This is a genomic window from Paenibacillus sp. J31TS4, from assembly GCF_018403265.1.
GTDB lineage: Bacteria > Bacillota > Bacilli > Paenibacillales > NBRC-103111 > J31TS4.
Genome location: NZ_BOSI01000004.1, coordinates 255,928 through 280,661, shown reverse-complemented (window position 1 = coordinate 280,661; position 24,734 = coordinate 255,928). Strand labels below are relative to the sequence as shown.

The following is a 24,734-nucleotide window of genomic DNA, read 5'->3' as shown; positions in this document are numbered from 1 at the left end:
GCTCGGCGGAAGCCGCTGCTTCCGGTAGAGCATAAGGCCGAGACCTGGGGCCTCCTGAAGACCTCTGCACGCGGCAGAGGTCTTTTTTTGGCATCCTCCGGGACGGTCGGATGAAGAAACCGGGCTGACGCAAATTATCGGCGGAGGATGGTTGTGAAACGGCCGGGTTCTCTCACTTAGGTAGCATAGCCGTTAGCAAACGGATGGGGAAGTTTGATAACGGCGCCCCAAACCTACCTAAGGAGGAACTAATATGACAGCGACTTACGATTACGGCGCGTATACGGTTAACGGAAAGAATCTGCATCTGAAATGGCTTGAGGCGGATATCAATGAGGTCACCATCCGCAACGTTGGCGCTACGACGGTGGGCAACTCCGGTTATTACGGAGTGAACGGAACATTTTTCGACAACTCTTCGTCCAGCAGCACCTACGGATATTTGACCGGCATCGCCATCCAGAACGGCAGTATCGTCCGGCAGGCGGGCGGGACACAGGATTACACGACGTTCAGCAGCGGCGGACGGGGAGCCCTCGTCAAGCTGTCCAACAACTTGGCCGACGGCACTTTTCTCTTCGAGAAGCGATTCTATGAGTTCCCCGTCACGCACAACGGATATACGATCCAGCAATCGAACGTCCAATGGGCGATCGGCGGGATCAGTCTGTATCTCGGCGAAACGCTGACGGAGTCCGCGTTCAACTCCCGGATGGTCAGCGAGAAGGCTCCCTCGTACAGCAGCAATGTGGCCCGTACGGCAATCGGCTACAAGGGCGCCAACAAAGTGATCCTGTGCACGTTCTTCGATGGGAACGATCTATGGAACGGAGGGAAGGGCTGCACGATCTGGGATGTCCGCACGGTCATGAAAGACAAGTTCGGCTGCACGATGGGCGTTAATCTCGACGGAGGCGGCTCTACGCAGATCCGCTTCAAGCAAGGAACGTCCAGCAACTATCATGAGACGGAGGCCCGAAAAATCTTCAGCATGGTGACCGTTCCTATGTAAGCCGAGAAAAATCTCCACAGTGTGTGGAGATTTTTCTCGTTCGCCCTGGAACTCTTGAGGTGCTTACTCGGTCTATAGGAGTGGGGACCAAGAAAGGGGAGAGAATGGATGACAGGAATAGGTAGAGGAATAGCCGGATTCTTGCTGCTGACACTATTGTCCGGCTGCCTGCAGGCGCCGGAGCCGCAGAGGAGCACGCCGTACATCCCGGGCCCAGCGTCGCCGTCTCCTTCCATATCGTCGCCAAGCCCGATCCGCACGAATGGATCTTTGAAGCCGGACGTGGACGAGAAGAGGATCCCCGTCTCCGATAAGGACCCGCTGGTCTATCGCTATCTCTCCGATGTGGAGTTGGATCGCGCGTCTGTCGAGCAAGCGATCCGGGAACAGACATCGAGCAATCTAGCGGAGAGGAACCCGGTTCCCTATCAGCTGAATTGGCAGTCCGACAAGGAATTCACGTTGATATTCACGAATTTGGCGCCACGGGAAACGATCCATGTCAGCGCCCGGCAAGCCAAGACGAAAGCGCCCGGCATGCTGAATGAAGACGCCCCTCATCTCTTTGAGCTGGTGTTTCAGCATAGAGCGGCAAGTGCGTCTCCCTCTGTCGTACTAACCGACTACAATCTCTACCAGCACGTTTATACCGAAACGACTACGGCAGGTCCAATCGAGCTTCTCCGCCAAGCGGGGACCGGGAAGGCGCTGCTCTATTCCCAGGACGAGCGGCAGATCCGGCTTCAGGACTTGCAGTCGGGCTTCGCCCTTACGGTGCCCATCCCCGAACACAAAGAAAGCCGTCTGGAACAGGTTCACGGCTTTAAACACGTTCAAGTGTCGAGCACCGTCCAGGGGGAGTTGCTGGATGTCGTCCTATCTCATGCCCAGGTATTCCGGCTGAATATGCGGACCAAACGAAAGGATTTGGTGTATACGTCTCAGCTGCCTATTCTCGGAGTTTCCACCTCCCCGGACGGGAAGTCGATCGGACTGATGGTGGCCCGGGACGAGTCCTTACGGACAGAAGCGGATCTAGTCGTCATCAGCGACAAAGGCACGGTCAAGCTAACCGTTCCCCGGGCAGCCTTTCTGTCCCACAGTGACGGCTACTTGACCTCCTATCCGCTCGAATGGGGAGATGACCATACGGTAAGAGTCCGAACTGAATTGCCTGGCGAGAGTGGGCTGGGGCATCACGTTATCGATGTCGCGACCAAAACCGGAGAAAAGGTACCCGACGCAGACGTGGAGCTCGTTCGGACAATCCGGCGGGAGGAGAAGGAGATGGTCCCTTACTTGTCACCGGATAAGAGCAAGCTCGTTTATTTGACCCGCTCCAACGCCGACTTTTTCAAGGAGCTGTGGATGACGGACATCAGTGGCGGGCCGCCTCGTTTCGTGGGAATGGGACGTTTTCTTGGTTGGACGTCCCCGGATACGTTCGCATGGGTGGAATACGGCAAGGAATGACAGAGAAGAAAGGGGGGACCCCCCTTTTTTTTATTTGGGAGGGACCAGTAGGAAAAAACAGCTATAAAAAAATGGAAAAAACATGCTACAATGGGAACATTAGTTCCTATTTTTTCGTATTTAGGTTGTTTTTCATTTCGGTTTCCGCACTATAAGACTCAGAAAACCTAGGAGGGAATCGAATGAACGTCCATTTTTTATCTGATGAGCAGAAGGAGTTATTCACCCAATACCAGCAGACGCATTCTCCGTTATTTATAAATTGGATCATTCGGCACTTTTTCGAAACGCCAGAGCATGTTTTGCTCCTCTGTCTGTTCCTGCAGACCAACGATCAGGAGAGCAAGGACTGTCTTGAGGAAGCCTTTCGCCGGTTTTTCTTCGCGATCCGCTTCTCCAAATATGTGCGGAGTACGATCCGATACCAAGCGGTTGTCCAAGACCGCAGAAGGCAGCGGTACCAGGACAAGCATCACATGATTCTGGATAAGGCCATCGGAGAGGACGGAGAGAGTACGCTCGGAGACCATGTTCTTGCGGAAACAAGGGAGGCATACAGCTGGACGGGCAGTCCGGAGCGATTTCGTTCTGCAGTCGATAATGAACTCCTTTTCGAAGCACTAGGGGAATTAACACAGAAGCAGCTGCTGGTCACCACACTTGCTTACAGCCAGCTATATAAGGATACCGAAATAGCGGAAACCCTGCGGATCTCCCAGCAGGCCGTGTACAAAACAAGAAGCGCCGCCCTAAATAAGCTAAGCAAGTTCATGTACAAGCGATCAACGCCAAACGTGAAGGAGGCGACCTGACATGGAGCAGCAGATCATTACCTTATTGACCACGGCAATCGGCAATTTCGGATTTCCTATCGTGATCACATCCTACCTGCTCCTCCGTTTCGAGAAAAAAATCGAGGGGGCCACGCTCATGCAGGTGAGGCTGGAAGAAAAGATCGAAAAGCTGAACAGCACCATCCAAGACCTAGTGCACGTCATGAAGGAAGGAGCGCGGAAGTAAATGGGGGAAGAGGACCTCTACGAACTTGTCATGAAGGCACAAAGGGGGGATAAAAAAGCACTTCGCCAGCTCATTGGCCGCTTCCATCCCTTGATTAAAAAAGTAAGCAAAGAGCGCAAAAGCCAGGAGCGTGAGGATGTGGAGCAGGAAACGGTAGAGCTGGTTATCAAGACGATCCTCGCCTACGATCTATCCCGGACGCCTGACTATTCGAAGTTCTGCAGCCTCGTCTACGCAAGACTCGATGACAAGAGTTGAGGACAGAAAAAACCAGCCCCTCTCGGGGCTGGCACGGATAGTCTACTCCTCGGCGTCGGCCGCTTCGTCCTTGACTTCCTCGCGGAATCCGGCAATGCTCTCTTCGCGGCGCTCATTCTTCGCCTCGATCCGGCTGCGTTCCTCGCTGCTGATCTCCGAGGAGAACTCGTTCAGGTAATCTTCTGCTTCGTGCATGTTCTCCTGCGTGTTCTGAATATTCTCCTGCAGGCGCTCGACGTTATCGGCGCGGTTATCCGGTTTGGCCATCGTGAATCCCTCCTGGTAAGTAAATCGCTCACGGGAGCGCTAACCAGTAGAGTGGACGTTTGCGGCCAAACTTATACATAATTGGACGGTATTGTGTCCTTCCTCGCTTCCCCGCCTCTTATGCCCTAGCCTTGGTGGGTAGGGGCCTCCGTGCTGATCTGCCATTTGACGCCGAACTTGTCCTCGACCCGGCCGAAAAGAGATCCCCAGAACTGCTTCTCCAAGTCCATGAGCACCCGGCCGCCCTCCGCCAGTCCTGCAAAGGCCCGACGGGCTTCATCCTCCGCCCGGAATTCCAGATTCAGATCGTAGCTGTTCTGTCCGGGTGCCTCATGCATGGAGTCCGCGATGAAGAAGGTCACGTCGGCCGCTGTGAACCTCATATGGATGATCTTGTCCTTCATCCCTTCCTCTGTACCGGGCGCCTCGCCATACGTTTTCTGCTCCAGGATCTCGCCTCCCATTGCCTCGATATAGAACTGAGCCTGCGCCCGTGCATCCTCCGAGTAAAAATAAGGGGTCAGCTTGGCCATCCTTCATCCCGTCCTTTCTCGTTATAAGGTCGTTCTGTCTTCACAGGGTAACCATACCTCAATTCCTTTAGCCTCTTCAACCCCCTCACTTCCCTTAACATATCCGTTACATCGCTTTGATAATGCCCGAACAGTAAAGGACTATCATAGCGGTAGACAAAAGAGGAGGGGGTCAAATGGACGCAATGGAAGAGGCGCTGCCTATGCCCAAACGGAGCGCCCCGACAGAGAAAGCAATGCCACACAACCACATAGCGGTCCGCGCGAAGCGGCTGCGGGAAACCGGCCTGGGTCTCCTGTTTCTCGCTCCGTCGCTCGCCGTGTTCGCGGTCTTTTGCTTCTATCCGCTGCTGCGGTCCGTGTACCTCAGCATGCAGGTGACGAACCCGCGCGGGAAGGTGGTGGACTATGTAGGCCTCGCCAACTTCCAGGAGCTGTTCGCCTCGGAGACGTTCTACCGGAATCTCGCCGTGACCGGCCAATTCACGCTCTACACGGTGCCGACCGCGATCGTGCTGGCGCTCATTCTGGCCGCTCTGACAGCGGGTCCGCAGAGAGGCATGAAGCTGTTCCAGGGCGTCTTCTCGATGCCGGTCGCCATCTCGGTCGGAACGGGGGCGGTCATCTGGACGATGCTGTTTCATCCGACCACCGGCATGTTCAACTACTTCCTGACGCTGATGGGGCTGAATCCGGTCGCGTGGCTGTCCGATCCGGCCTGGGCACTTGTCTCGGTTTCGGTCATGACCGTCTGGATGAACCTCGGGTTCGCCTACATCGTGCTGCTGAGCGGCATTCAGGCGATCTCGGCCGATCTGCAGGAGAGCGCCCGCATCGACGGCGCTGGCAGGTTTACCGTGTTCTGCCGGATTACGCTGCCGCTGCTGTCGCCGACACTGTTTTTCCTGCTGATCGTCTCGGTCATCCAGTCGCTGCAGGCGTTCGGCCAATTCCACATCATGACCAAGGGCGGGCCGATGCACGCGACCGACGTGTTCGTGTACGGCGTCTTCCGGGAAGCGTTCGTGAACTACCGCTTCGGGACGGCCAGTGCGGAAGCGCTCGTCTTGTTCGCCATCATTCTCGTCCTGACGCTCGTTCAGTTCGCCGTGCTGGAGAGGAAGGTGCATTACCAATGAAGGCAAGCCGCATGCTCTCCCTGCTGCAGTACGCCGTGCTCGCCGCGCTGGCCGTAACCGTGCTGTATCCGGTCGTATATGCCTTCCTGACAGCGTTCATGACGCAGCAGGAAGCGATGAGCTACCCGCCGGCGCTCGTGCCGAAGGAATGGAGCCTGGGCAACTTCCTGGCCGTGCTGCAGGCGGTGCCGATCGCCCGGTTCATGGGGAACAGTCTGCTCATCTCGGCTGCCATTACGCTCGGCCAGCTGCTGCTCGGCAGCCTATCCGCCTATGCGTTCGCGAATATCCGGATGGCGGGCAAAGCGTTCTGGTTCGCCTTGTTTCTCTCGACCATGATGATCCCGTGGGAAGTCACCATGATTCCGAACTACTTGACCATCCGGTCCTGGGGCTGGCTGGATACGTACCCGGGCATGATCGTGCCGTTCCTCGCCTCGGCGTTCGGCACGTTCCTGCTGCGCCAGTTCTTCCTCCAGCTCCCCGGGGAGCTGTTCGAGGCGGCGCGCATCGACGGCTGCGGCCACTGGCGCTGCTACTTGCTCATCGTCCTGCCTCTCGCCCGGCCCGCGTTAGCGACGCTGGCGGTGTACTCGTTCCTTCATGCCTGGAACCAGTACATGTGGCCGCTGCTCGTCACGAACAGTCCCGAGATGCGCACCGTCCAGATCGGCGTCAGCATGCTGCAGTCGGAGGAATTCACCTCCTGGAACACGGTGCTCGCAGGCGTCGCCCTCATCCTGCTGCCGTCGCTGCTGCTCCTCGTGCTGGGGCTCAAGCAGCTAGTCCGGGGCATGACCGCCGGCGCCGTCAAAGGCTGACCCGGACGCGCCCAGGTTTTTCTGGCTCAGGGCTTCCCATATCGTTTTTGGACGAGGCAAGCCCGCTCGCCGCGCAAGAAGCCGCCGGCTTCCGCGACTGCCACAGCTTCCCGTCCAAGAGAACCGGCACAAGGGCCTGCTTAGCCAAGTACGGCAGTCCTCCCATTCATCCATTCCCCATCGTATAAAGGAGCGAACGAATCTATGAACATGCGCAAATCCGTCCTTCCGGTCACCATGACCGCCATCCTGCTGCTCACGAGTGCGTGCGGCAGCAAACCAAGCAGCGAAGCGGGGGCTTCCTCCGCTCAGGCATCGGGCCAGGCGGCTGCGGCCGGCGACACGCAAAAGGTCATCTGGTGGCACTCGCTTGGAGGCGACAATGGCAAAGCTGTCGACAAGCTCGTCGCCAGCTTCAACGCGTCGCGCAAAGACATTCAGGTCGAAGCCGTCTTCCAGGGGTCCTATGACGAGAGCCTGACCAAGATGAAGGCGTCGATGGATTCCAAGTCTGGGCCGTCTCTCATCCAGGTTTACGAGATCGGCAGCCGCTACATGATCGACTCAAAGGCGATCACGCCGATGCAGACGTTCATCGACAAGGAGAAGTACGACATGTCCCAGCTGGAGCCGTCCATCGCCGGGTACTATACGTTCGACAACAAGCTGTATTCCATGCCGTTCAATACGTCCAACCCGATCCTCTATTACAACAAGGATCTGTTCAAGGCAGCGGGGCTCGATCCGGAGAAGCCGCCGAAGACGTACGAGGAGGTAGCGGAAGCGGCCAAGAAGCTGTCCAAGGACGGCGTATCCGGCGCCTCGTTCGCCATCTACGGGTGGTTCATGGAGCAGTTCTTCGCGAACCAGGGCGCCGAGCTGCTGGACAACGGCAACGGCCGGAGCGCTCTCGCGACCGCATCACTCGTGAACGCCGACGCCGGCGTCAAGACGCTCACCTGGTGGAAGAGCCTCGTGGACAGCAAGGCCGCGATCAACCTCGGCCGCAAAACCGATGATACCAAGAAGGCATTCGCGGCCGGCCAGGTGGCCATGATCCTCGACTCGACCGCGTCGCTGCGCGGCATCGTCAACTCCGTTGGCGGTAAGTTCGAGGTCGGGACGGGCTTCCTGCCGAAGCCGGCTGACGCCAAGGACGGCGGCGTCGTGGTGGGCGGCGCCAGCAACTGGATTCTGAACAACAAGAGCGAGGCGGAGCAAAAGGCGGCCTGGGAATTCATCAAGTACCTGTCCGCTCCCGAGCAGCAGGCGGACTTTCACGTCAATACGGGCTACTTCCCGATCACGAAGAAGGCGTACGAGCAGCAGGTCGTCAAGGATAACCTTGCGAAGTATCCTCAGTTCCAGACGGCGGTCGACCAGCTCCACGCGACCAAGCTGAACAAGGCGACGCAGGGTGCCGTGATGGGCGTCTATCCGGAGGCGCGCCAGATTACCGAGACGGCCATCGAGGAGGCACTCGCGGGCAAAAAGTCGCCCAAGGACGCGCTCGACGCGGCGGCCAAGGAGATCAGCGGCCGGATCGTCGACTACAACAAAACGGTTAAGTAAATGCCCGCGCATACCAAAAGGGATGCCCCATGAAACATGCATGACAAAGGTCGCTTCCAGCCTCGCATAACTAGCGGGTTTGGAAGCGTCTTTGCCTATCATTTGGGGCTTCCAAGCCTCCTACTCGGAGCGTTCTCCCGCCGGAGCTGATAAGAACCGGCAAGCCTGCAGAGGCTAGGGGGAGCCGGGAGCAAAGGCAGGAAGCAAGGAGACTTCCGGCACCAAGTCGAGACAGCGGAAAGAAGGTTCGTGACGGATGCCCCGTTTAACGGAAGATCCATTCGTTATTCTGCCCGAGGAGGAAGTGCCGCTGTGTGCCCAGGACTGCGCCCGATGCGAGCTGGCCCGGCAGCGCGCGAGGATGATCTGGGGAGAAGGCAACCCGCATGCCCGCATCCTTCTCCTCCTGGACAATCCCGGGGCCCGGGAGGACCGGGAGGGGCAGGCGTTTCTATGCGGCACGCGGGAGACGCTTCAGAGAGGCTTACGGGAGGCCGGACTCGCACTGGAAGCCGTCTATGTGACGTATCTGCTCAAATGCCGGCCGATCCGTGCCTACGATAAGCCGGCGGCAAGAGCGGCATGCGCGCCGCATCTGCAGCTGCAGATCGGCGAGAAGGGGCCGCAGCTCTTGTTCGGATTCGGCAATGTCGTGGCGGAATCGCTGTTCCCGGAACGGGAGGACGCGACGGTCAAGGCGCTGAGAGGCCGCTGGCTGGAAGCCCAGGGGATTCCGACGGGTCTCACCTACCATCCGCTCGCGGTCCGGAGAAGGCCGAATTTAATGAGCCCGTTCGTCGAGGATCTCACGATGCTGGCGGATCGCTGGAGAGAGCTGGATAGCTGACCGCGGGCAGCCGATGCCTTCTTCAGGCAGAGTCCAAGCAAAGAAGCCGCTCCCGGCGTCAGGAGGCTGACGCGGAAGCGGCTTTCTTTTGCAGCTATCCCCAAGGGACGAGGGACGGTTAGCGGAGGTTGAGCTCTACCTTGGCGTCGGGATCGAACCAGACGAACAGGAACGGATTCAGCTTCAAATCGCCCGAGGGAACGTTGATGTAGCGCTCGGTTTTGCGATTGGTTCCGTTGCCTCCCGGAGGCGTCGGATTAAGCTCGGCATACATTCGTTCGCCGCCGATATTGAGGTAGCTCTGGGTAATCCCGCCGAACGAAGGATCGCTCGAGGAGGATTCGACCAGAAGATCGCTGCCTTCCTTGTAGTAAGTGAATGTGACCGGGAAGCCGTGGAGTTCCGTCGTAACCGTCTGCTTGTCGGCGGAAGGCCGGGCAAGGGTCAGGAGGTGGTCCTCGGGGGCGCGCTCCTGCACTTTTTTGCCGGAGAGAATAGCCTTCATGGGGAGCTGGCCCCAGTCCTTCTGCTCATACCACTCCGGCAGCTCGAACCGGCGGTAACGGCCGCCGTCTTCGGTCATCCAAAACCCAGAGCCGCTGTCCAGCTCCCGGCCGTCCACGAGAAGCTTAACCGATGTGTAGTCCACCAGAGCAGTGCCTTCCTTCGGGAACGAATTCCGAACTTCGTCGTACATGAGCCGGATCTCGAGCGGGGTCACCACCAGGTTGGTGAACGCCATGATGGAATCGTTGGCGACGGCGGCCGGATCAAGCTTCCCGACATACATGGCCTGCGCCGCCTTCTTCCCGTCCGCATCAAAGGCGAAGTGCCAGGCGCCTTCTTTTCTCCCCGTCTCCACTAGTGCGGAGAGCTCAAAGCGGGCTTGCTGCAGCTCAGCGTCCGAGAGCTCGAAGTTGCTCTGTCGCAGGATGACGTTCGGGTCCTCGGACGGCAGTACGGCCGCATACGTCTCCCGGATCGTCTGCCCGCCGGAGACGAGCGTGAGATGCGGATTCGCCTTCCAGGCATCGTCGTCCTTCACGTGGAGCTTGTAGCGGACGCTGTAGACGTTCCCCTCCCGGACGGCCGACGTGACCTCAATCGAAGCCGCCGGTCCTCCGGCGAGCGCCGTCCGTTTGCCCAGGGCTTTCAGTGGACTTAGGTCTACCGGAGTGCCGCGGTACTGGTAGAAGACCAGATTTTCCAGATCCAACCGGAAGCTTTGCTTTGCCTTGCCGAGCTTGTTCTGCACGGATGCCAGCCCAAACATCCGCCCCTGGGCCGGATCGTTCCTCAGCTGCATCTGAACCGTCTCCGCTTTGTTCTTGGCGTCGGTCAGCACCCGCTTCTCGAACTCGATCGCGTCGTAAGCGGGGAGCGTCCCGGCGTCGACGGTGAGGAGTAGGTTCATCTGCCGATCGTCGGTCGCGACACCGTTCAAGGTGATCGGGATCTGGCCGCTCGTAACGGTCTGATTGAGACGCTCGCCGAACCCTTGCTCGATCGCGTGAACCGAGCTTCGGCCGTTCCACAGCGTCTCCCAGCCTCCGTTCACGGCCGCGAGCACCGGGATTGCCGCCAGGAGGGAGACGGAAGCCGCGAGCACCAGTGCTTTTTTCCGGTGCCGGGCGAAGCGCCGCACGGGTGCCTTCTGCGTCTCCTGCGCTTTCGCGCGCCGCTCCTCGATCCGGCTCCACATCGCTTCATAATCCGGCTCCCCGTCCAGAGGAGCGTGTTCGAGCTGTTCCAATTTCCAATTCAGGGAATCACTCATAGCATTTTTCTCCCTTCCGTGTATAGCTGGGCTGGGCTTCCATTTGGATTCTGAGCTGCGCCAGCCCTTTGTGGATGCGCGATTTGACAGTGCCGAGCGGAATCTCGAGAACCGCCGCCACCTCCTCCAGCCGGAGGCCGTTCCCGTACCGAAGCGTAATGGCGGCGCGAAGCTTCTCCGGCAGCTTTTCGAGGCGCCGGGCGAATTCGTCGGACAACTCCCGCCTCTCGACCCGGTCCTCCGGCCGTTCCGGCGGCGCAGGCCTCATGAGGAGAAAGGAGCGGATTTCTTTTTGGATGCCGTTCTTCTTCCGCCTGTAATGATTGCGGCATAGATTGGCCGCGATGCGCAGCAGCCACGCCTTCTCCTCTACAACCCGGCTCCGGTCCTGGCCTAGCGCTTTGACGAACGCCTCCTGGCACAGGTCCTCGGCGTCGGCCCGGTTGCTCGTCATATACCAGCAGAGCTTGTAGACGTCCTGCTTATACGCCTCGAACAGCTCCCTGTCTGTCTTCATCCGTGAACCACCTCCCTTATGTTCCTGTCTTCCCGCGGGATAACGGCTGAAGCACAGGCTGGCCGTCTGCATATACGAACAATTACCGGATGCAAAAGGTTCGTTATTTTCTCAAGCTTGTCCGGACGGCCCCCAATTCCCTCTGTCTCCGGCGGCTGGTTCAGGTTATAATGGACGCCGTGTTCCGGAAGGAGCGGGGATACGCCCAGACGGGACGTGCCACAGCCTTACCCTCCGGCGGCGATGATCACCATGTATCTCTATAGAATAGAAAGGCGGTAAAGATATCCTTTGCAAGCCCAACGCACGGGCCATAGGCTCGCTTATCTCGATCATTTGAAAGTGGCGCTCACCTGTCTAGTGGTAGCGCATCATGCGGGCCAGCCGTACGGCGGCTCGAACGGCTTCTGGTATGTCCACAGTGGACAGGAGGCGATTCCTCTCGGGGCGTTTTTCTCGGTCAACGCCGGATTCTTCATGAGCCTGTTTTTCTTCATCTCGGCGTACTTCCTCCCGGCTTCGTTCGACCGCAAGGGGCCCGAATCCTTCCTGAAGGATCGGTTCAAGCGGCTCGGCCTTCCGCTTCTCTTCGGGTTTTTCGTGCTCGTACCTGCTCTTATGTATGCTTATTACTTGAATTTCCGGGGATACGGCCCGCTCGGGCTTGCCGAGTATTACCTGCAGGTTTACCTGGGGTTGGGCGGGCGACCCGACGGGTGGACGGGCCCGTCGTGGCCCGATCTGCAGTTCGCCCATCTCTGGTTCCTGGAGCATCTGCTCGTGTATGCGGTGCTCTATACGGTTCTGCGCCTGGTGTGGAAAAGGAGTTCGGACGGGACGGCGCCGGCCGGCAGTCCCGGCACGGGAGCCATCGTCCTGTTCGGGACCGCTGTGGCGCTAACGACGTTCCTCGTGAGAACCCGGTACCCGATCGACCATTGGGTCGGCTTCCTCGGAATCGTCCAGACCGAATTCGCGCATGTTCCGCAATACGCCGCGTGGTTCGCCGCGGGCGCGATCGCGTACCGTAGGCAGTGGCTGCAGACGCTTCGCCCGGCGGCGGGGCGGGCCTGGCTGGCGGTCGGGCTCGGCCTCGCGCTCGTCCGGTATACGGGCTGGCTGCCGCTGTACTCGCAGGGCGGGTGGAACGGGGCCTCGATCGGGTACTCCTTCTACGAGACCTTCCTCTGCCTCGGCCTGTCCATTGGACTGCTCTACCTGTTCCGGGGGTTGGGGAACCGAGGCGGCCGGTTGATGCAGCGGCTCGCCGCCCTAGCGTTCACCGTATACGTGGTGCATGTTCCGTTCGTCGTGTGCCTCCAGTATCTGCTGGAAGGAAGAGGGCTTGCGACCTGGACTGTGTTCGCGGCCACCACGGCCGGCGGCATTCTCCTGAGCTTCGCGGTCAGCTTCCTCTGGAATGCGCTGCTGGCACGTATTCGCGCTAGGAAGACAGGGTCGGGCCTCCCGGTGCAGCCGGCTCCGTCGCGCTAGGTGCTATTCATACCATAACAAGAAAAGGAAGACGGCTCTGTGCCCGTCTTCCTTTTTTGTTGCCCAGGAAGCCGTGCGTGAAGCCGGTTACTCATGGACCGTGCCGAAGAAGGAGGCGAACAGCTCCGTCCGCTCGTGGGGCCCGGAGCGTCGGCGGGCCGCAGGCCGCAGGCGTAGGCAAGCGTCACCGTGCGGCCGAACGGGACCTTACGGGAGCTGATGGCCCCGCAGCCCGCACAGCGGTCCCGCACCCGTCGCTGACGGCCCCGCAGCCCGCACAGCGGTCCCGCACCCGTCGCTGACGGTTCGCCACTTGCCCGCGAACGAGGCTTGGACTCCCAAACGAATCCGTCTGTGAATGGAAAAGCCGGTTTTTCGTAAGGTTAACGCTTTGTCAAAACGCAAACTTTACAATGCGCTAACAGAAGGAAGGCGCTGCGCAAATAGTGCTCGGATAAACTTACCACTAGTAAAACGCGTCATCTTACTAGAGTCGGAGGGATGGGCATGTGGCCTACACAATGGAGTATTCGCGTCAAATGGACTGCCGGCCTGGCGGCGGTCGTCCTGCTTTTTCTGGGGGCGGCGGTGCTGAACCGGCTTCTGCTGGCCGCCGTCGTCAACCAGTTGGAGGAGCAAAACCGCAAGGCGGAGCTAGAGAGGACTGCCATGGCAAGCAAGCAGGCGGTGCTTGAACTGAAGGATTTGGCGTTTGGGCTCATGATTTCGAAGGACACCGGATACATAACGACCTATACGCAAACGAAACATCAATTCGACCGGCTGATCGGCACGCTCGCCGATTCGGCGCAAAGCGACGAAGAGTTCCAGCGGCGCAGCCGGCTCCTCGTCCAGAAGAGCGCCTATACGGAACTGTTCGACCGGGCCATCTCCCTGCTGCAGAGCGGAGACTGGAAGCCCGCCGACGTCGAGCGGAACACTCTTCAGTTATATAAGGAAGCCGAGGAGTACAAAGCTTCTCTGTTCGAGCTGGTCGAGGAGTTCTACCGGACATACCGCCAGGACGCCGAGGCTGCGGTTGCCGCCTCCCGCCAGCAATTGACGTTCAGCATGACGGCCATGAGCGCCGCGGCCGTCTTCGTCCTAATCGTAACGGCAGTCCTGGCTTACGTGCTGATCCGCCGGCTTACGCTTTCGTTCCGTACGATGCAGGAGGCGGTTGGCCGCATCGCCCAAGGCGACCTACGCGCATCCGTACCGGCCGAAGCCGCGGACGAATTCGCGAAGCTCGGCAGAAGCTTCAATGGAATGATCGACCAGGTCAAACGGATTCTGACCGATACTCGGCTGATTGCCGGCTCCCTAAGCGGACATGCGGAAGAGGCACGGACTGCGGCGGGGGCAACGGCGGAAGCGAACCGGGGCATCGTGCTTTCGATGCAGACGATCGCGGAAGGAGCGGCCGGGCAGGCGGCACACGCGGAGGAAAGCTCGCGGGTGATCGGTGCGATCCACGGAGAGCTTGGCGAGCTTACGCGTCTGGCCGACCGGATGCTCGAGACGGGTCAGGACGCCGAGCGCCACCGTGAAGCGGGGACGAGCGCCATCAAGCCGATGCTGGAAGGGGCGCAGCTGATCGGGGAATCCGTAAGGAGCAGCCGGCTCGCCCTGGAAGCGTTCCGTGCCGATTCTGAACGCATCGCCGCTACGCTGGGGCTCATTCGCCAAGTGTCGACGGAAACGGAGGTGCTTGCACTTAACGCTTCGATCGAAGCCGCCCGCGCAGGGGAGGCCGGACGGGGATTCGCCGTCATCGCGGAGCGCATCCGGACGATGTCCGGCCAGACGAAGGAAGCCGTGCATGCGGTAGAGGCACTGATCCAGGCAAACCGAACGAATCTCTCGCAGGTTGAGCACCGGCTCCTGCCCGCGGAGAAGTCCGTGCTGGAGAACGAAGGACGGATGCGGGACGCGCTCACGGAGTTTGGGGCGATTGAGGAAAATGTCGTGAAGATCGCGGAACACATCCGCTCCGTCCATGCCCGCATCGGCCGTACGGAAGAACGGCACGGTATGCTGGCGGAAGCGGTCCATCAGATGGCTGCAGCCGCCGAGGAAGCCGCAGCTTATATCCAGGAAGCGGCGGCGGCGGCCGTCGAACAGGACGCCGCCGTCCGGCAGACAGCCGAGCAGGCGGAGAATATGGAGCAGCTGGCGACTCGTCTTTTCCAGCAGATCGACCGGTTCCGGCTCACTTAATGCAGCGTTAAGAAAACGGTGAAGCGATTAACGAAGCCGGCCCTCGAGAGGCAGCCGAACGGACTCTGCCCGAAGGCACGGTCCCCTCGCCCCTTTCGTCCATTCCTCTGGAGTGCGCTGCTGGCCCGTATGCGCGCAAGGAAGACAGGGCCTGGCCACCCGATCCAGCCGGCTCCGTCGCGCGCAGCCGGTTACTCATGGACCGTGCCGAGAAAAGAGACGAATAACTCCGTTCGTTCGCGGGGCGCGGGATCGTCGGCGGGCCGCAGGCCGCAGGCGTAGGCCAGCGTCACCGTGCGGCCGAACGGGACCTTGCGGGAGCTGACGGCCCCGCAGCCCGTACAGTCGGTCCCGCACCCGTCGCTGACGGCTCGCCACTTGCCCGCGAACGAGGCTTGCGCTCGCGAGCTTGCGAATTCGTCCGTGATCCACGGGGAGAGAGCGGTGAGAAGCAGCAGACAGGCAGTACCAAGGTAGCTGGCGGCTAGGTTCTTTTTCATCCGGCACCTCCGGCAGGTTGGGTGCGGCGCCGCATGCCGGCGTTGGCACTCCTTCGTTTGGTTTATCATAGCCAATCGCCGTATAGGCCGGCAATGAGAGATTTGGGGAAGTATTAAGCTCACATTCAGGCAAGGTTCAGCTTGCGGCTCTATACTTGAGGCAATCGGAGCTAACACGATGGAATTTCTTGAGATAGAGGTGTCGCCTTATGAAGAAGGGAACCAAGGCCAAGTTGAAAAAATGGGGCATCGGGGTCGGCTGCACGCTGACCGCCGGGCTCCTCCTGCAGGGATGGAAAAGCACCGATGCGTTCGCGGCTGCGCATCAGAAGGCGCTGGCCGCCGTTCCGCCGCAAGGCGTCTCCGCCCAGTCGGGCGACCGGGTCATCGACGAATGGCAGGCCGGCCGGAGCGGGCAAGCGGGCGGCGAGAACGTCCAAGGCCAAGCCGGGACCCAGCCGCAGGGCCGGCACGGCGAGCGGGGGCGTGCCTTCGCAGACCGCGGGATGGCGCCGGACAGCGGCGGCTCGGCCGGAGGGAGCGCGGCCGACGGCGGCTCGTCGGGCAGCTTCGGCAGCTCCAGCGGCACGGGCGGCACCGGTACCGGGACGGCTCCCGGGATGTCGCAGCAGCGGACGCAGCCGCGGTCCTCGACGAGGGCGTCGTGACCGCCGGTCTGTATCGGACGGCCCGCTTCCGGGCGATGAACACGGACGTGGAGGCCGTCTGGCTGGAGGAGGGGCCCGCCGCCGGAAAGAACGGCGAAGCGGCCGCTCCCGGTCCGGGCGATACGGACGACGGCGGCTCCTGCGGGCTGCGCGCAGCCGGTCAGGCCGACGCCCCGGAACCCGAGCGGCTCGCGGCGGACATCGCGGACTGGTTCGCGTATGTGGAGCAGACGTGCAGCCGCTTCCTCCCGGACAGCGGGCTCGCCCGGCTGAACCGCTCCGGTCCCGGTCCGGCGCTCGTCTCGCCGGCGCTGCTCGAGGTGCTGACGCTGGCCGACCGGGCGAGGAGATGGACGAACGGCTGCTTCGAGCCGTTCATCCTCCCCGCGCTGGAGACGGCCGGCTACGACGTCAGCTTCGAGCGCCTCGCGGAGCGGGAGGAGGCTGCGCCCGCGGAGCAGGTGGCCCGCCCGGCCCCATCGGCCGCCGCTTGCCCCCTGCTGCGGCTCGATCCCGCTGTGGGCGCCGCGGCCAAGGCGCCGGAGGCCCGGCTCGATCTCGGCGGCCTCGCCAAAGGCTGGGCCGTCGACCGGCTGGCCGTGTGGCTCAAGGGCCGGGGCGTCCGCCGGGGGCTGATTAATGCCGGCGGCGACCTGGCTGTATGGGGTGCGGCCGAGGAGGAGCCCTGGCTCCTTGACGTGGCGGCTCCGGCCGGACCGGAGGAGCGGATCGCGGTGATCCGGCTGACGGAGGGCGCCGCCGCCACCTCCAGCATCAGGCGACGGAGCTGGCGGAAGGGCGGGGAGGCGATGCATCACCTGATCGATCCCCGGACCGGGCGTTCGGCAGCGAGCGATGTGGTGCAGTGTACCGTCATCGGCTCAAGGGCCGCGGACTGCGAGGTTTGGGCCAAGACGATGTGCATTGCCGGCCGTGAAGAGGGCACCGTGCTCCTGGAGGGGAAGGCGCCGGAGCTGCTCGCTCTATTGGCGCTGGCGGACGGCCGCCTCGTGCTGGCCGGGTCCGGGAGCAGGCGAAGCGCCGTTCATTTTTTGAGGCAACAAGAAAGAAGGGAAGATCTATGACAACATGGCTAACCGCGCTGCCCACCTGGGGACTGATCCGCTTCTCGGGCATCGCTTCCTATTTGCTCCTGTTCGCCGGCGTTGTCACCGGCATTCTCGGAAGTCTGCCGCAGGCCAAGGGCCCGCTCAAAGCCCGGCTGTACCGGCTTCACTCGAACACGCTTGGAATCGGCTTTCTCCTGGGTCTAGCGCACGGCATGCTGCTGGCCGTAGACGCGTATATGCCTTACTCCTGGCGGGAGGTGATCGTACCGTTCGCCGCGGCCCAGGACCCGCTCTGGGCCGGCCTCGGCAGCCTAGCCTTCTACGGCTCGCTGCTCATTCTGCTGACGACGGATTTCAAGGCGCTCATCGGCGGCAAAGCGTGGCGGATGATCCATCTGCTCGCGTATCCGGTATTCGCGATGACGCTGCTCCACGGGCTTGGCTCGGGGACGGATTCGTCCTCTGTCTGGATGAAGGGCTGCTATGCCGTCACCGGTCTCGCCGTCGTCAGCCTAACCGCCGTTCGGGCGGCAATCGGCAAAGGCTCGGCCGACGGGCGTCCCGCCGCAGGCGGTCCCCGGAACAGCTCTTCCCGCACCGCCCAGAAGCCGGCGGTCATCGAGGTGGAAGGCTTCGCCGTCGACCGGTGAGGAGCCCGAGGAGAGGGTCTTCATGTTGTGGACTGTATAGGGGCCGAATCCGCGTGCAGGAAACCGCCATATGTCCCTCACCGGCATTTTTTGGCAAGCGGCTTGCGCCTCGCGCGTGCCGCTTGTTTTGATTTGGCCGGACGCGGTCCTGGCTGGGCGGCCTAAAAGTCCCGTTCGTCCCTCCTTCATGTTAGATCGATTCGTGTCGATAAAAGGAGAGTAGCACCAACTTGGTACGAATCTAGAACACAGTGGAGGGAACGACGGATGAATGCTCTCGAGGCATTGGTTCAAGCGGCACCGTATTTCAAACAGATTTTTCCGCAGGATGTGATGATCGGCATTACGGACCAGGAGGTGTTCGTGTATTACGAGCCGAGTGCCAAGGTCAATTTTGGCGATATGGTAGGCAAGCCGGTCCCGAAGGAGGACCCGACAATTAATGGGGCGCTGAGCGGCCAGGTTTGTATGGAGCGGGTCTCGGCCGAGCTGTACGGCCATAGCTTCGTCTCCAAGGCGATTCCGGTTCTCGGGCCGGAAGGAGAGGTGCTCGGCGCTTTTGCCGTCGCCTATACGCTGGAGACCGAAGAGCAGATGGAGAAGCTGACGGGCGAGGTCGAATCGATCAGCGGGCACCTGGTCGACATGGTCCAGAGCGTCGCGGCGCAGTCGGAGGAGCTATCAGCCACGACGGCGCAAATTCTGGAGAATACGAGACGGGCGGTCAGCCAGTCGGAGCAGGTGAACGAGGTGACCGGATTCATCCGTGAAATCTCGGAAACGACCAATCTGCTCGGCCTGAACGCGGCGATTGAAGCCGCGCGTGTAGGAGAGCTGGGCGCCGGATTCGGCGTCGTGGCGTCGGAGGTGCGCAAGCTGTCCGTCCATACCAAGGAGGCGACTGAGAAGATAGAAGCGGCTCTGCGGGATGTGCAGCGGTCGATCAAGCAGATGGAACAGGAGATCGCCTCCATTGCCGCTTCCTCGAACGCCCAAGCGGAGCTCGTGACCGAATTCAGCGGGGCGATCGACGATCTGAACCGCGCGAGCGGCCAGATGCAGACCTTCATGCACTCTTTGCTGCTCGGCACCTCCCGCTGACGCCAGCCGTATCGGACTCACATGAAGAAGGGCCGCTTCCGGACGAGGAGGCGGCACTTCTTGTGCGGCGAGTACGCACAGCTCGGATCAACTCACCTCCGCTCGACCGGACGTCTTTTGCTCAACCAACTAGACAGGCTCTTGCCGTTTCCTGAGGGGCAACTTGAAAAAGGAGGCGCAAAAGACCAAACTAGAGAGGGAGAAGCGGAAAGGCCGCTCGCTTGCGGGCGTGCCGCCGACGGTATAGAGGATCAGGAGGAGCAAACCATGGAAATAGGTGTGAGCACGTTTGTGGAAACGTCGCCGGACGTTCGGACCGGCGAGGTGATGAGTCATGCGCAGCGGCTGCGGGAGGTGGTCGAGGAGATTGTGCTCGCCGACCGGGTCGGACTCGATGTTTACGGAGTGGGGGAGCATCATCGGAAAGATTACGCGGCTTCCTCTCCTGCCGTGGTGCTGGCGGCGGCTGCATCGCAGACCAAACGGATTCGGCTGACCAGTGCGGTCACGGTGTTGTCGTCGGCCGATCCCGTGCGGGTATTCCAGGATTTCGCTACCCTGGACGGCATCTCGAACGGACGGGCGGAGATCATGGCGGGGCGCGGCTCCTTCATCGAATCGTTCCCCCTGTTCGGCTACGATCTGAACGATTATGACGAGCTGTTCGAAGAAAAGCTGAAGCTGCTGCTCGAATTGCGGGAGGCGGAACATGTCACCTGGAGCGGCAAACACCGGCCGGCGATCAACCGGCTCGGCGTCTATCCGCGGCCGGTTCAGGACCCCCTGCCGGTTTGGATCGGCAGCGGGGGGAATCAGGAGTCGGTCATCCGGGCCGGGCTCCTCGGCCTCCCGCTCGTGCTTGCCATCATTGGAGGCAGCCCCCGGCAGTTCGCACCTCTCGTGAGGCTGTACAAAAGAGCGGCCGAGCACGCGGGACACGATGTCTCCAAGCTGCCGGTGGCGTCGCACTCGCACGGCTTCGTAGCGGAGGAGACGGACCTTGCGGCGGACAAGTTCTTCCCCTCCACCCAGGCCAGCATGAATGTGATCGGCCGGGAGCGGGGCTGGCCGCCCTACGACCGGGCCGCCTTCGACGCCGCCCGCAGCCTCGAGGGAGCGCTGTATGTCGGCGATCCGGAGTACGTGGCCACCAAGATCGTTCATCTGCGCAAGCAGGTGGGCATTACCCGCTTCCTGCTCCACGTCCCGCTTGGCACGATGCCGCATGAGGAGGTCATGAGAGCCATCGAGCTGCTCGGGACCGAGGTCGCGCCGAGGGTCCGGGAGGAAGTCGCCGCTTGGGAAGCGGAGCAGGCGTAAGAGAGAAGAGCCGGCCTCATCCTGACGCCTGCGGCAAGATCAACATACCGCCGGCCGTGCTCGACATCTTCGCCAAGTTCAATGCGCTTCCGTACCACGGAGAGGCCGACGACATCGGCTATACAGTCGTTTTCCTCGCCTTGGACGAGTCGAAGTTCATCACCGACCAGACGATCCAGGTGGAGGGCGGCCACTACATGGCGAACCCCAGCATCTCCGATTTCGAGCAGTACATGGCGGAGCCCCGTTCGAAAGAAACAGAAACAGCAAACAGCCCATCCCGGTTTTGCGGGATGGGCTCTTGGCGTTCCGAGGGGACGGGGCGGATTCTCCGGCTATCGCTAGTTATTCGGCCGCCAGCTCTTTACGGTATTCGGTGGGCGTCATGCCGATCCATTTTTTGAACATGCGGTTGAAGGAGGCGATATTCCGGTACCCGATCCTAAGGCTGATCTCCTGGATCCGGAGATTGGTATCGGACAGTAGCTCCCGAGCCTTGGCGACGCGGATGCCGTGCAGATGGTCGATGAAGTTCGCGCCGGTCTTCTCCTTGATATAGACGGAGAGATAGGCGCTCGACATGCCCAGCTTGTCGGCGAGCGCATCCAGGGAGAGGTCTTCGTCGTACTTGGTGTTCAGCATATCCATCACATACTGCACCACCGGATCCCGGTCCGCCTTCTTCTCCAGCAGGAGGGCGGCCGCGGTCGACACCGCGGCGCGGAGCGTGTCCTTGTATTCCTCTAGTGTGCAGCAATCCTTAAGCGGCGCCGCGGCAAGCTTCAGCGCCCAGGAGGAGCCGAGATCGATCTTATGCAGGTCCATCATGAGCCACAGCTTGGCTTCGAGCGAGTCGGCGAACTGCCGGAATTGGCAGAGGGCGGCCTCCTTCTGCTGCAGCTCATCCAGGCAGCGGAGGATAAGGCCGAGCGCGACGTCTCCGTCCCCGGCCTGAAGCGCGGCGTTCAGCTCCTGCTCCTGGCTCGGGCTGAGGCCCGCGGCGGCCGGCAGACGGCGGCTCTCGAATAGAATCTGCATCTCCTCGGCAAGCCGCGCCTGCTGGATGAGGCTCTGAACCTGCAGATACGCCGTGTGGAGCTGCACCGCATGGCTGAATCTCGAGCTGACTGCCGCCGTCACGAGATACGTCTGCCGGTCCCGGTCGATCCTTTCCTTGAGTCCGTCGAGCACTTCGGCCAGCGCCTCGGTTGGTTCCGGCCGCCCGCTGACAACGGTTAGAATCTGATCGGTTTCCATCTGGAACGTATGGGAGCCGGGAAGCGTTTCTCGAAAGGCCGCCTCGATCCTCTCGCGGACGGCTGCTGCTGCTGCTGCGCACTCCTCTCCGTTACGGCCGAGGCGGAAGCGGAGACTGTACAGCACGACGGTGAAGCTGCCTCCGGCCTCCAGGAAGTCCTGCCATTCGCTGATGTCGGCGCGGATCCGCTTCATGTGGTTGATGAAATGATAGTGCGTAAGGCTCGATTCCTTGCTCGACAGCTCTTGCTCCACTTGTTCCTTCTTGTCCAGGAGCGAATCGATCGTTTGCTGAATAAAGGCGAATTCGCTGATCGGGGGCGGGGAGAGTGCCGGTCTGCGGACGCCGATCGTCGAGAGCATCTCCTTGACGGGCCGGTGAATCCGCCTGCTGTACAGGTAGGAGAAGGCGAGGCCGACGGCGAGAGAGCCCAGGAAGATCGTGAGCAATGTGGAGCTGAGCCGGTTCAGCTGGGCGGCCATGACGGAGTTGGAGACGATCGTCACATAGGTCAGGCCGTCCTTGCTCTTCTCGGCAAAATAGTAATGGCCGTTTTTAAGCGCGTAACCGGAGCTGCCCTCAAGCGCAGGTAGGGAAGCGGGAGAAAAGCCGTCCGGACCGTGCAGCAGCTCTCCCCGCTCATCCAAAATCACAAAGCTCCTGTCCCCATTCGGCTCTCCCCAGAACATGCGTCCGGCCTTCTCGAGATCGACGAAGGCGGCCGTCAAATAGCTGCTGCCGGGAGGCTGGAAGGCGACGGGCAGCAGCGTCTTCCCCTGCTTCTGGCTCGATTCGGTGCGGAAGGAAGAGGCGGGCAGAATGCGAAAGCTGAAACCGTTTTCGTTTCTGCTTTCCCAAAAAGGCAGTGGGTAATCGCCGCTAGCATATAGCATTTTAAAAAAGAGGGAGGCGCTGCTGCTGCCGTCCTTGTCCAGAACGAGCGAGCCGGGGCCGTAGTAGACAAGCAGATTGTCGAGGAGGGCATTCGGATCGTAGGCTTTGGCACCGAGGAGGGAGACGACCTGCTTGGCCTGCAGGAAGTCGGCCCCTTCTCCGTCGCCCGCCGCCAGCTGCCGGCCGAAGCCAGTGACCCGCTCATGGTAGTACAGATTGAATAGAGCGGCCTTGGTATCCGTCAGCAGCCGGTTATAGCGGACCGACGCATTGGTGAGCATCAGCCGGTTATACCGGATGATCTCCTCCTGGTATTTGGTTTTGAAATAGGAGAAGGCCATGCTGTTAAAGCATGCCGACACGACCAGGATGACCAAGAACCCGATCAGCATCGTCGTGAGCAGCGAGGCCGGCTTCCGGGGATTTCGCTTCATACGGACAAGTCCTCCGCTTCGGGATTGATGGAGCAGGATCGCTCCCAATCATTGTAAGGGAAGCGCGGAGAGGGGCATAGTAAAAGTTTTATGGATTCTGGTCGCTTTTTTCGAAACTAAGCTCGCGCCGGGGATCTAAAAAAGTGAACGTAGACGAAGGGGGGAGGCTGGGATAGCATCAAGGCAGACGGGCGATCGACCGTCTCCCCGCACCGGAGAAGTTTCGAGGGCGGGAACGATTCGAAGGAGGAAGACGACAACGCGATGAGAACGAAGAAACGACTCTCTCTTTTAATTGCTGCTTCTATGCTGGGCGGGACTCTGGCGGGATGCGGAGGCGAGCCGGCCGGAGGGGCCGATCCGCAGAAGGCGGGGGCGGAATCGGCCAATTTAAACCCGACCGGCATGCCGATTGTGAAGGAACCGATCTCCCTGACCTTCTTCACAGGCAAATCGTCGGTCAACGGCAATAATTTTGAGGAGACGATGCTGTGGAAGGAATACGGGAAGCTAACGAACATGAACGTCAAGTTCGAGCTGGTTCCTTTCGAGACGCTGACCGAGAAGCGTAACTTAACGCTGGCGAGCGGCGATTACCCGGACGCGTTCTACACCGCCCGGCTGGGAGCGAACGATCTGGCAAAGTACGGGAGCCAGGGCGTCTTCATCCCGCTGAATACGCTGATCGACCAGTATGCGCCGAATTTGAAGAAGCTGATGGAGCAGTACCCGGAGATCCGCAAGGGACTTACGATGCCGGACGGCAACATCTATTCCTTCCCCACCTTTTATGATCCGAGCTTCCTATCCCTTCTGATCGGCACGCCGCTGTGGATCAACAAGGAGTGGCTCGGCAAGCTCCAGATGGCGGAGCCGCAGACGACCGAGGAGTTTTACGAATACCTGAAGGCCGTGAAAGCCACCGACTTGAACGGCAACGGGCAGCAGGACGAGATCCCCTTCAGCGGAGAGAGCCTCGCCAGCCTGTTCAACCAGCTGAAGGGAGCGTGGGGACTCGGCAACCGCGGACTCGGACATACATATGTGGATGTGGAGCCGGGGACGGAGAAGCTGCGCTTCTTCAAGACGGATCCCAAGTACAAAGAGCTGCTCCAGTACGTCCACAAGCTGTATAAGGAAGGACTCGTGGACAAGGAGATTTTCACCATAAAGAGCAACGCTCTCTACGCCAAAGGTCAAATGGGCACCCTCGGATCGACCATCGTGGCGAACCCGGCGACACTGATGAATCAAAAGACGTATATCGGCCTGGGTGCTCTGAAGGGACCGCACGGAGATCAGCTCTATTCTCAAATGAAGGTCCCGCTCGTCAACGTCGGTTCCTTTGCCATTACGGACAAGAACAAGTATCCTGCCGAGACCGTGCGCTGGATGGACTACTTCTACAGCGAGGAGGGCATGAAGCTGTTCTTCATGGGCAAGGAGGGAGTGACTTACACGGAAACGGGCGGCAAATTCGAGTATGTCAAGGACATTACGAGCAACCCGCAGGGATTGAGCCAGGATCAGGCGCTGGCCAAATATTTGACCTATCTGGGCGGGAGCTACCCAGGCTTCGTTACCGAGAAGTTCTTCAAAGGCTCGGAAGCGCTGCCGGAGTCGATCGAGGCCGGCAAGAAGGCCGCGCCGCACGCGGTTAAGGAAATCTGGGGCAAGTTCAACTTCACGGAATCGGAGATGGAGGTGATGTCCACCGTCGGCAAAGATATCGAAACCTACATCACGGAGATGGAAGCGAAGCTGGTCAACGGGTCTGCGTCGTTCGACGACTGGGACAAGTATGTGGCGACCGTGAAAAAGATGGGATTAGACCGTTACATGCAGACGTATCAGTCGGCGTACGACCGGTACAGCAAGAACTAATCTAT

23 protein-coding genes and 1 pseudogene are annotated in these 24,734 nt (G+C 60.5%); 18 read left to right on the top strand and 6 right to left on the bottom strand.

The features are described 5' to 3' along the window. Window positions 1–253: 253 nt before the first annotated feature. The 5 genes from KJS47_RS18670 (at window position 254) to KJS47_RS18650 (ending at window position 3,763) form a co-directional block, all read left to right on the top strand. Window positions 254–1,012 (top strand): phosphodiester glycosidase family protein, encoded by a 759-nt coding sequence (locus KJS47_RS18670; RefSeq protein WP_213526581.1) that lies wholly within the window; start codon window positions 254–256, stop codon window positions 1,010–1,012. 108 nt (window positions 1,013–1,120) lie between these two features. Beyond that, complete coding sequence (locus tag KJS47_RS18665) at window positions 1,121–2,485, top strand: hypothetical protein (protein WP_213526580.1); 1,365 nt, start codon at window positions 1,121–1,123, stop codon at window positions 2,483–2,485. Window positions 2,486–2,667: 182 nt separating this feature from the next. After that, window positions 2,668–3,297 (top strand): sigma-70 RNA polymerase sigma factor region 4 domain-containing protein, encoded by a 630-nt coding sequence (locus KJS47_RS18660; protein WP_213526579.1) that lies wholly within the window; start codon window positions 2,668–2,670, stop codon window positions 3,295–3,297. Window position 3,298: 1 nt separating this feature from the next. Further along, window positions 3,299–3,505, top strand: coding sequence for a YvrJ family protein (locus KJS47_RS18655; RefSeq protein WP_213526578.1), 207 nt, complete (start codon window positions 3,299–3,301; stop codon window positions 3,503–3,505). Further along, the gene (locus tag KJS47_RS18650) at window positions 3,506–3,763 is read left to right on the top strand and encodes a helix-turn-helix domain-containing protein (protein ID WP_213526577.1); all 258 of its coding nucleotides are present in this window, start codon (window positions 3,506–3,508) and stop codon (window positions 3,761–3,763) included. Between the two features lie 42 nt (window positions 3,764–3,805). On the opposite strand, the gene tlp is transcribed toward KJS47_RS18650, so the two are convergent. After that, window positions 3,806–4,030: a small acid-soluble spore protein Tlp gene (gene tlp / locus KJS47_RS18645; RefSeq protein WP_213526576.1), complete on the bottom strand. Its 225-nt coding sequence runs from the start codon at window positions 4,028–4,030 to the stop codon at window positions 3,806–3,808. 125 nt (window positions 4,031–4,155) lie between these two features. Continuing rightward, entirely contained in the window at window positions 4,156–4,563 is a 408-nt protein-coding gene (locus tag KJS47_RS18640) for a VOC family protein (RefSeq protein ID WP_213526575.1), read from the bottom strand. Between the two features lie 176 nt (window positions 4,564–4,739). Here KJS47_RS18640 and KJS47_RS18635 point away from each other — a divergent pair, with 176 nt between their 5' ends. The 4 genes from KJS47_RS18635 to KJS47_RS18620 all read left to right on the top strand — a co-directional run bounded on the left by KJS47_RS18635 (window position 4,740) and on the right by KJS47_RS18620 (window position 8,942). Further along, the gene (locus tag KJS47_RS18635; RefSeq protein ID WP_213526574.1) at window positions 4,740–5,702 is read left to right on the top strand and encodes a carbohydrate ABC transporter permease; all 963 of its coding nucleotides are present in this window, start codon (window positions 4,740–4,742) and stop codon (window positions 5,700–5,702) included. Continuing rightward, a complete protein-coding gene (locus tag KJS47_RS18630) occupies window positions 5,699–6,523 on the top strand; it encodes a carbohydrate ABC transporter permease (protein WP_213526573.1) in 825 nt (274 codons plus the stop codon). Before KJS47_RS18635 ends, KJS47_RS18630 begins: the two co-directional genes overlap by 4 nt. Before the next feature lie 204 nt (window positions 6,524–6,727). Continuing rightward, complete coding sequence (locus KJS47_RS18625) at window positions 6,728–8,095, top strand: ABC transporter substrate-binding protein (protein WP_213526572.1); 1,368 nt, start codon at window positions 6,728–6,730, stop codon at window positions 8,093–8,095. 256 nt (window positions 8,096–8,351) lie between these two features. After that, window positions 8,352–8,942, top strand: coding sequence for a uracil-DNA glycosylase (locus tag KJS47_RS18620; RefSeq protein ID WP_213526571.1), 591 nt, complete (start codon window positions 8,352–8,354; stop codon window positions 8,940–8,942). A 118-nt stretch (window positions 8,943–9,060) separates the two neighbouring features. Here KJS47_RS18620 and KJS47_RS18615 read toward each other — a convergent pair whose 3' ends face one another. Beyond that, complete coding sequence (locus KJS47_RS18615) at window positions 9,061–10,719, bottom strand: DUF4179 domain-containing protein (protein ID WP_213526570.1); 1,659 nt, start codon at window positions 10,717–10,719, stop codon at window positions 9,061–9,063. Further along, window positions 10,712–11,236, bottom strand: coding sequence for an RNA polymerase sigma factor (locus KJS47_RS18610; protein ID WP_213526569.1), 525 nt, complete (start codon window positions 11,234–11,236; stop codon window positions 10,712–10,714). The genes KJS47_RS18615 and KJS47_RS18610 overlap by 8 nt, the downstream gene beginning before the upstream one ends. A 291-nt stretch (window positions 11,237–11,527) precedes the next feature. Here KJS47_RS18610 and KJS47_RS18605 point away from each other — a divergent pair, with 291 nt between their 5' ends. Further along, window positions 11,528–12,730, top strand: a complete 1,203-nt coding sequence (locus KJS47_RS18605) for an acyltransferase family protein (protein ID WP_213526568.1) — start codon at window positions 11,528–11,530, stop codon at window positions 12,728–12,730. Window positions 12,731–13,237: 507 nt separating this feature from the next. Continuing rightward, on the top strand, window positions 13,238–14,950 hold the full coding sequence (locus tag KJS47_RS18600) for a methyl-accepting chemotaxis protein (protein ID WP_213526567.1): 1,713 nt from the start codon (window positions 13,238–13,240) through the stop codon (window positions 14,948–14,950). Between the two features lie 191 nt (window positions 14,951–15,141). On the opposite strand, the gene KJS47_RS18595 is transcribed toward KJS47_RS18600, so the two are convergent. Further along, entirely contained in the window at window positions 15,142–15,450 is a 309-nt protein-coding gene (locus KJS47_RS18595; RefSeq protein WP_213526566.1) for a hypothetical protein, read from the bottom strand. Window positions 15,451–15,659: 209 nt separating this feature from the next. On the opposite strand from KJS47_RS18595, the gene KJS47_RS18590 reads away from it, so the two are divergent. From KJS47_RS18590 to KJS47_RS18565, 6 genes and pseudogenes are all read left to right on the top strand, one after another. Continuing rightward, window positions 15,660–16,118 carry a hypothetical protein gene (locus KJS47_RS18590; protein ID WP_213526565.1) on the top strand — a complete coding sequence of 153 codons (459 nt, stop codon included), beginning with the start codon at window positions 15,660–15,662 and terminating at the stop codon, window positions 16,116–16,118. Next, window positions 16,115–17,203, top strand: coding sequence for an FAD:protein FMN transferase (locus KJS47_RS18585; RefSeq protein WP_213526564.1), 1,089 nt, complete (start codon window positions 16,115–16,117; stop codon window positions 17,201–17,203). The genes KJS47_RS18590 and KJS47_RS18585 overlap by 4 nt, the downstream gene beginning before the upstream one ends. Beyond that, entirely contained in the window at window positions 17,200–17,838 is a 639-nt protein-coding gene (locus tag KJS47_RS18580; RefSeq protein WP_213526563.1) for a ferric reductase-like transmembrane domain-containing protein, read from the top strand. Before KJS47_RS18585 ends, KJS47_RS18580 begins: the two co-directional genes overlap by 4 nt. A gap of 267 nt (window positions 17,839–18,105) precedes the next feature. After that, complete coding sequence (locus tag KJS47_RS24285; protein WP_213526562.1) at window positions 18,106–18,939, top strand: methyl-accepting chemotaxis protein; 834 nt, start codon at window positions 18,106–18,108, stop codon at window positions 18,937–18,939. A 267-nt stretch (window positions 18,940–19,206) separates the two neighbouring features. Beyond that, window positions 19,207–20,259 (top strand): LLM class flavin-dependent oxidoreductase, encoded by a 1,053-nt coding sequence (locus KJS47_RS18570; RefSeq protein WP_213526561.1) that lies wholly within the window; start codon window positions 19,207–19,209, stop codon window positions 20,257–20,259. A gap of 12 nt (window positions 20,260–20,271) precedes the next feature. Beyond that, window positions 20,272–20,498, top strand: a pseudogene (locus KJS47_RS18565) (SDR family oxidoreductase); the annotation flags it as partial. Between the two features lie 106 nt (window positions 20,499–20,604). On the opposite strand, the gene KJS47_RS18560 reads toward KJS47_RS18565, so the two are convergent. Next, complete coding sequence (locus KJS47_RS18560) at window positions 20,605–22,845, bottom strand: helix-turn-helix domain-containing protein (RefSeq protein ID WP_213526560.1); 2,241 nt, start codon at window positions 22,843–22,845, stop codon at window positions 20,605–20,607. Between the two features lie 264 nt (window positions 22,846–23,109). Between KJS47_RS18560 and KJS47_RS18555 the strand changes: the two genes are divergently transcribed. Then, window positions 23,110–24,729 carry an extracellular solute-binding protein gene (locus KJS47_RS18555; RefSeq protein ID WP_213526559.1) on the top strand — a complete coding sequence of 540 codons (1,620 nt, stop codon included), beginning with the start codon at window positions 23,110–23,112 and terminating at the stop codon, window positions 24,727–24,729. The last annotated feature ends 5 nt before the right edge of the window (window positions 24,730–24,734 follow it).

Bases quoted from the DNA above. Each gene is read 5' to 3' on its own strand.
- KJS47_RS18630 (WP_213526573.1), top strand. From the start codon at position 5,699: ATGAAGGCAAGCCGCATGCTCTCCCTGCTGCAGTACGCCGTGCTCGCC.
- KJS47_RS18660 (WP_213526579.1), top strand. From the start codon at position 2,668: ATGAACGTCCATTTTTTATCTGATGAGCAGAAGGAGTTATTCACCCAA.
- KJS47_RS18625 (WP_213526572.1), top strand. From the start codon at position 6,728: ATGAACATGCGCAAATCCGTCCTTCCGGTCACCATGACCGCCATCCTG.
- KJS47_RS18580 (WP_213526563.1), top strand. From the start codon at position 17,200: ATGACAACATGGCTAACCGCGCTGCCCACCTGGGGACTGATCCGCTTC.
- KJS47_RS18655 (WP_213526578.1), top strand. From the start codon at position 3,299: ATGGAGCAGCAGATCATTACCTTATTGACCACGGCAATCGGCAATTTC.
- KJS47_RS18665 (WP_213526580.1), top strand. From the start codon at position 1,121: ATGACAGGAATAGGTAGAGGAATAGCCGGATTCTTGCTGCTGACACTA.
- KJS47_RS18650 (WP_213526577.1), top strand. From the start codon at position 3,506: ATGGGGGAAGAGGACCTCTACGAACTTGTCATGAAGGCACAAAGGGGG.
- KJS47_RS24285 (WP_213526562.1), top strand. From the start codon at position 18,106: ATGAATGCTCTCGAGGCATTGGTTCAAGCGGCACCGTATTTCAAACAG.
- KJS47_RS18555 (WP_213526559.1), top strand. From the start codon at position 23,110: ATGAGAACGAAGAAACGACTCTCTCTTTTAATTGCTGCTTCTATGCTG.
- KJS47_RS18635 (WP_213526574.1), top strand. From the start codon at position 4,740: ATGGACGCAATGGAAGAGGCGCTGCCTATGCCCAAACGGAGCGCCCCG.
- KJS47_RS18570 (WP_213526561.1), top strand. From the start codon at position 19,207: ATGGAAATAGGTGTGAGCACGTTTGTGGAAACGTCGCCGGACGTTCGG.
- KJS47_RS18590 (WP_213526565.1), top strand. From the start codon at position 15,660: ATGAAGAAGGGAACCAAGGCCAAGTTGAAAAAATGGGGCATCGGGGTC.
- KJS47_RS18640 (WP_213526575.1), bottom strand. From the start codon at position 4,563: ATGGCCAAGCTGACCCCTTATTTTTACTCGGAGGATGCACGGGCGCAG.
- KJS47_RS18670 (WP_213526581.1), top strand. From the start codon at position 254: ATGACAGCGACTTACGATTACGGCGCGTATACGGTTAACGGAAAGAAT.
- KJS47_RS18610 (WP_213526569.1), bottom strand. From the start codon at position 11,236: ATGAAGACAGACAGGGAGCTGTTCGAGGCGTATAAGCAGGACGTCTAC.
- KJS47_RS18600 (WP_213526567.1), top strand. From the start codon at position 13,238: ATGTGGCCTACACAATGGAGTATTCGCGTCAAATGGACTGCCGGCCTG.
- KJS47_RS18595 (WP_213526566.1), bottom strand. From the start codon at position 15,450: ATGAAAAAGAACCTAGCCGCCAGCTACCTTGGTACTGCCTGTCTGCTG.
- tlp (WP_213526576.1), bottom strand. From the start codon at position 4,030: ATGGCCAAACCGGATAACCGCGCCGATAACGTCGAGCGCCTGCAGGAG.
- KJS47_RS18620 (WP_213526571.1), top strand. From the start codon at position 8,352: ATGCCCCGTTTAACGGAAGATCCATTCGTTATTCTGCCCGAGGAGGAA.
- KJS47_RS18615 (WP_213526570.1), bottom strand. From the start codon at position 10,719: ATGAGTGATTCCCTGAATTGGAAATTGGAACAGCTCGAACACGCTCCT.
- KJS47_RS18560 (WP_213526560.1), bottom strand. From the start codon at position 22,845: ATGAAGCGAAATCCCCGGAAGCCGGCCTCGCTGCTCACGACGATGCTG.